The sequence below is a fragment of the Candidatus Sodalis sp. SoCistrobi genome (assembly GCF_900143145.1).
Taxonomy (GTDB): Bacteria; Pseudomonadota; Gammaproteobacteria; order Enterobacterales; family Enterobacteriaceae; genus SoCistrobi.
Genome location: NZ_FRDB01000252.1, coordinates 1 through 3,938, shown reverse-complemented (window position 1 = coordinate 3,938; position 3,938 = coordinate 1). Strand labels below are relative to the sequence as shown.

Genomic DNA, 3,938 nt, shown 5'->3' with positions numbered 1-3,938 from the left:
CCAACAGGTCCTGAGGGGAGTGGCAATCCTGGAGCAATTGGTCAATAAGATCGTTGCTGATAGGCATTTTGTAGTCCTTTAAAGGTTTTGCTAAAAATGCCATTTACACAGATTATTTTACAGCCTCCCGCGCCCTCAGGGCATAGGTATCTACACATTTATCGTGATACCTGTTATTACTTTGCAGAATGATTTCAACCTATCTGTTGGCGGGATTGACTCTCGCCTTACCCGCCGATATCAGACGCTGGTTAAACAGCATATGACGCCCGCGGCTCTTCTTGCTTCTGCGGTTAAAGACCTCGCAAGTGAATCGCCCCGGGTTTATTAGAGAGTAATTTTAGCAATACTACGCTGCTTTCTCTGATACTAATTGCGAAGCGTAATAGTTGATTTCAGTTTCGGTAGGAGGGATATAACCCAATCGTGGGGTGGTAAGATCTGGGTGCCCAGTACTAATGTTGCAAAAACGGGAGTGACCATAGATTCAAAACCATGAACTTCACGTAACCGTATCCATTGACCACACAAAATACAACAGGTAATCTGTACAAACTTTGGATAATCAAAGTCGGGATTTACAGCCCGTAAATAGAAGCCCAGTATAGTATACTGGTGGTATATTATACCGGCACCAATTCCCATCATATCAATGGTGGACTGGGCGGGGGAGCCGACAGGCTCGCCGTTTGCTTCTATACGGTACTGTAAACCCTGTTCAGTTCACCACCAGCGCAGCTTGGATGAAGAATGGTGGTGGTCTTTTTTCCCTGATTAAGAAAAGGATTACCTTATGAACAGGAATGGAAAAGAACACTATAGCTTAATTGACCAATCATTATTTTCGTTTTTGGAAAATAGTCGGACGCAATGGTCTATAAAAGACCATGAATCACGGTATTTATTTATTAATAAATCAGCACTGCAATATTATGGCATCCCGTTAAAATTCGATTATCAAGGATGCAGAGATGAGGAACTTCCTCACCCTGGTGCAGAGTTAGCTCCGGAATTTCAAAAAAATGACAAAATCATTCTTAATAAAGAAAAATCAATCACTGAAATTGAAACTCATATTTACGGAAAAATGAAAAAATTACAACCACACATTTGCGAAAAACATCCTTTTTATGATAAAAACAAAAAACTCATTGGCGTTATATGCCAAGGAAGAAATATAGAAAACCCTTTCATTTATTACAACCTCATCGAAAATACACATGGTTCACTAACAACCATCCCACCAACCGACATATTTACAAAAAGAGAACTTGAAATTATTTTTTTATCACTTCAGCGATTGTCCAGCAAAGAAGTCGCTAAGATCATTAATATTTCACACAGAACGGTAGAAAATAACTTACAGTGTATTTATAATAAAATTGGAATAAATTCAGTCAGAGAACTACGTGAATATTGCACATCTAATGGCATCACAAAATATATCCCGGAGCTTTTTTTAAACAAAGGAGTAGCCATGATAAACTCATAGAGCTCTATTCTCTATAGTGTTCCTTATAAAAAGAAACCCTCATATCTTTCAAATAAGGGAGTTCCATTCTGGCTTTAGCTTGTAAAGATAAATCTATATTAAAAAAAACAAGATCTTCACCTTTTTCGGATGCTCGAATCATGGTATTTCCTTCTGGAGAGACGATTTGACTCCCACCAAACATTCTGGTATCTGCTTCCGTTCCCCATCGATTTACAGCCGATAGATAAATACCATTTTCTAGGGCACGAGCAGCACAGTTAACATTCCATATATTTATTGCATATTCAGGCCATACAGCAGGAACAAATAATATTTGTACGTTATTCATCGCAAAAATACGCGCCACTTCAGGAAAACCAATGTCATAACAGACCATAACCCCTATTCGACATAATGACGTTTCTATAATTTGACAATTACTACCTTCGCTGAACCATTTTTTTTCATCACCCCATAGATGAATTTTCCTATGCGCATGTTTCCAACTGTCACATCCCGGAACCCAAACCCCGGCAGAGTTATAAACTTGACCAGGATTCCCCCCTCTCTCAACAAATCCAGATATAATAATTAAATCCAAGTCGTTAGCAAGCTTGCTTAATAACAAATCAGTTTCACCACCTCTACCTTCACTGAGGTTCCATAATGAAGTTCCCAATAAATCAGGAGTGTAGCCTGTAGTAGCTAATTCTGGAAAACAGATAATATTTGCTTTATTATCAGCAGCTCTATGACAAAATGACTTTATGTGAGCAAGATTTTTTCCCTTGTTACCAAGCACAGTATCTATTTGTGCCAATGCAACGTTTATCATTTTTAATTACCCTCAATAAATTTCATATGGAGCGGTCATGACATGGACGATAAGAATCACACTTTCAGTCGAGTTCCACAGACATCAAGGGTTAGCCTGTTAACAACGACTTTAGTTAGGACAGGAATGACAACGGCCCTAGCTCAGTTTATGCTAGGGGCTACACTTGGTCATTCTATGACATTTACACAAGCCATGCTAGCGACATTTTTAGGCAGTCTGCTTTTACAATTTGTCAGTCTTGGCGTCGGCTTTGCAGGTACACGGGAAGGATTATCAACCAGTCTTTTGGCAAGATGGTGTGGCTTTGGACGTTATGGTTCTGCATTTATAGGGATAGCCATTGTTATAAGTTGCCTTGGTTGGTTTGGCGTGCAAAACTCCATTTTAGCAGATGGTGTTGTTTATGCATTCAATGGAAAAATAAGTTTTGAAACTGCCGCATTAATATCAGGTTGCATTCTTACCTTACTCGTGGTTTGGGGTTTTATCGGTTTAAGCTGGACAGCTAAACTAGCATTACCCATTTTTTCTTTAGTTGTTGGATGGGTGTTTTTTGACATGTTAAAAGGAAATAACTTTATTTACCTTATAACGTCACCACCTAATGGTGCATATATGTCCATAGGCGCAGGAGCAACAATGGTTGCCGGTGGGGCTATAGTTGGCGCATTGATTACCCCTGACATTACACGATACTGCAAAAATGTAAGACATGTTTTCTGGATGATAACCATTTCTTATATTATTGGTGAGTTTATTGTTAATGGCATTGCCATTTTAGTGTCTCATGCGCTTCATACTTCTGATGTGGTCACAATAATGACGCAGAGTGCAGGATGGCTTGGTCTACTATCTGTTATATTATCTGCAGTGAAAGTTAATGATACAGCTCTCTATTCTTCAACGCTCGCGGTAACGAATATCGTAGAGACTCTATTTGATCGTGAATTACCTTATAAGAAAATGACAATTATACTAGGAGCACTTGGTACATTACTCTCTGTGTTTGGAATTATGAACAAATTCATAGATTTTCTTATTTTTCTTGGCGTCCTATTTCCGCCTATTGCAGGAGTTATGCTGGTCGATTACTACGTTCTACGAACCCACAGAAAATTACTCGATTTCACCCGAAGTCATGGAACCTTACCTGACGCAGCATCAACACCAAAAATAGGTTGGCCAGCTATTGTGGCTTGGGTTGTGGGAAGTATTGTTGGATTTACAATTCATTGGGGTATCCCATCGATTAATTCATTGTTTTCTGCTAGTTTTTCCTACTGGATTACTTGCACTATTGGAAATAGATTTTTCATTAAATGAACCACATTTAGGCTGACGTAATCAGCCTGAATTACCTGGCTTACTGTATTAAATTATCCAATTCATGATCAGAAAGGCCGGTAGATATTTTAACAATGGCACGGTCAACACCGTTACTGACAAGCTGTCGTGCAATTTTCATCGCAGCAGCGTGCTCGCCAAGCTGCATGCCCTTTTGAATCACCCCGGATAAATTAGAGTCTATACTTTAAAAGTGGAGGTCTCTATGACAACGACCAAACGTTACTCTCCGGAAGTCCGTGAACGGGCAGTTAATCTAGTGCTGGAAACTCAGCATGAGCA

At 39.4% G+C, this 3,938-nt stretch carries 5 protein-coding genes; 3 read left to right on the top strand and 2 right to left on the bottom strand.

The genetic code is table 11. From position 1 onward, the window contains the following. The first annotated feature begins 163 nt into the window (after window positions 1-163). Window positions 164-331, top strand: a complete 168-nt coding sequence (locus CINSTRO3249_RS17300) for a hypothetical protein (protein ID WP_174249795.1) — start codon at window positions 164-166, stop codon at window positions 329-331. A gap of 462 nt (window positions 332-793) precedes the next feature. Further along, window positions 794-1,492, top strand: coding sequence for a PAS and helix-turn-helix domain-containing protein (locus tag CINSTRO3249_RS13810; RefSeq protein WP_074013691.1), 699 nt, complete (start codon window positions 794-796; stop codon window positions 1,490-1,492). A gap of 4 nt (window positions 1,493-1,496) precedes the next feature. On the opposite strand, the gene CINSTRO3249_RS13805 is transcribed toward CINSTRO3249_RS13810, so the two are convergent. After that, window positions 1,497-2,309, bottom strand: coding sequence for a nitrilase-related carbon-nitrogen hydrolase (locus CINSTRO3249_RS13805; RefSeq protein ID WP_074013690.1), 813 nt, complete (start codon window positions 2,307-2,309; stop codon window positions 1,497-1,499). Window positions 2,310-2,351: 42 nt separating this feature from the next. Here CINSTRO3249_RS13805 and CINSTRO3249_RS13800 point away from each other — a divergent pair, with 42 nt between their 5' ends. Continuing rightward, window positions 2,352-3,635 (top strand): purine-cytosine permease family protein, encoded by a 1,284-nt coding sequence (locus tag CINSTRO3249_RS13800; RefSeq protein WP_074013689.1) that lies wholly within the window; start codon window positions 2,352-2,354, stop codon window positions 3,633-3,635. 40 nt (window positions 3,636-3,675) lie between these two features. On the opposite strand, the gene CINSTRO3249_RS16835 is transcribed toward CINSTRO3249_RS13800, so the two are convergent. Further along, entirely contained in the window at window positions 3,676-3,819 is a 144-nt protein-coding gene (locus CINSTRO3249_RS16835; protein WP_217265402.1) for a hypothetical protein, read from the bottom strand. Window positions 3,820-3,938: the final 119 nt, after the last annotated feature.